At 41.5% G+C, this 1888-nt stretch carries 1 protein-coding gene; it reads left to right on the top strand.

The window, feature by feature from the left end; all coding sequences use genetic code 11:
* Positions 1–92 precede the first annotated feature (92 nt).
* Positions 93–1718, top strand: a complete 1626-nt coding sequence (locus EAI83_RS16995; RefSeq protein WP_129976308.1) for an IS1182 family transposase — start codon at positions 93–95, stop codon at positions 1716–1718.
* The last annotated feature ends 170 nt before the right edge of the window (positions 1719–1888 follow it).

Raw genomic sequence — 1888 nt, 5'->3', positions numbered from 1 at the left:
GGGGCTGTCGCACTAACGTGCGGCAGCTCATTTTATATTCAACACAAAACGCCGGACTTCGAAAAGCCCGGCGCTTGTGGTATAATTAGTTTATGCTACTAAACAAAATAATACAGAGAGATTATACCTCATTTTCTCTGTATTATCAAATCAAACTTCCGCTAGATTTAGAGATTTCTATTCCATCTGATGATCCGGTTCGTCTGGTAAGTGCCTTTGTGGAGGAAATGGACCTTTCTGAACTGTATAAAACTTACGGCAGGATCAGAAAAAATCAGGCAACACCGCGTCAGATTCTGAAACTTGTTATCTATGCAGCAATGAATCGGATCTATTCAAGCCGCGATATCAGAAAAGCATGTAAACGGGATATCAACTTCATGTATCTCCTGGAAGGTATGCCGGCTCCTGACCATGCAACGATCGCGCGTTTTATCTCCCTTCACTTTTCTGTCTGTGCAAAGACGTTGCTTGCACAAATGTCAGATCTGCTCTATCTTTTGGGTGAGATTTCGGGGAAGACCATTTTTATTGATGGCACAAAGATCGAATCTGCGGCCAATAAGTATACATTTGTATGGAAAAAGGCTATTACAAAAAATCAGGCCCGGTTATACACGAAACTGTCTTCTTTTGTGGCTGAATGTGAAGAACTCTATGGAATGAAAACGGTATATCATGATAGTATATCCATACACACCTTAAAGCGGTTAAAAAAGCAGTTATGCCGCATCAAAATACAGGAAGAAATCGTGTTTGTACATGGAACCGGCCGGAGAAAAACACAGTTACAGAAATCTCTGGAACAACTGGATCGGTATCTGGAGAAACTAAAGGAATATACGAAAAAACTGTATACGCTTGGGGACAGAAACAGTTATTCCAAAACAGATCCCGATGCCACCTTCATGAGAATGAAAGAGGACGCGATGCTGAACGGACAGTTAAAGCCTGCGTATAACATTCAGCATGGAGTGGATTCAGAATACATCACATGGATTGATATCAGCCCGCGCCCCACCGATACACGTACCCTGATTCCTTTTTTGAAAGATATGGAGAGCTACCTGGGATTTAAGTATTCAGAAATTGTTGCAGATGCCGGGTACGAAAGTGAAGAAAACTATCTTTTCATTGAAAGCAACGGACAGACTGCCTACATAAAGCCACAGAACTATGAGATCTCAAAGACACGAAAATACAAAAAGGACATTAGCAGAAGGGAAAATATGGAGTATTATGCGGATAGGGACAGTTACATCTGCCGGAATGGAAGAGAACTGACTGTCACAAATGAACGGAGAAGTAAAACGACGAGTGGATATGTCAGTATAAAAACTTATTACAGATGTTCAGACTGTACTGGCTGTCCTTATAAAACAGAATGTATCAAAGGGAACAACTGCAAAACGCCTATGGAAAAACGCAATAAAGTGTTGATGGTCTCAAAGACGATGAGCCAGAAGCGTGCAGAAGATCTGGAACGGATCACGAGTGAGTATGGGACTATGCTCCGGATGAACCGAAGTATTCAGGCGGAAGGTTCTTTTGCTGATGTGAAAGAAGACATGAACTTTCGGAGATATCTGTACCGTGGAAAGGTAAATGCCTTGGCAGAAAGTATCCTTTTAGCGATGGGGCGAAATATCAATAAACTTCATTGTAAGATTCAGACAGGAAGGACGGGAAGTCACCTTTTTGCATTAAAAAAGGCATAGATTTTGATAATTGAAAATAAAACAGTTTGAAATAAGGCATGCTGAAAGGGATGCTTAGGGACGAACTGCGCTTGTAAAGAATGGCATCAAAATGGTAATCAATTTCGATGCCATTTTGGCATAAAACGGGGCTGCCGCCCAGCAAAAATATTTGCTAATGCGACAGCCCC

Source organism: Blautia sp. aa_0143 (assembly GCF_004167315.1).
Taxonomy (GTDB): Bacteria; Bacillota; Clostridia; order Lachnospirales; family Lachnospiraceae; genus Blautia_A; species Blautia_A fusiformis.
Note: the sequence above shows the minus strand (reverse complement) of the source record. Positions and strands in the feature narration are given on the sequence as shown.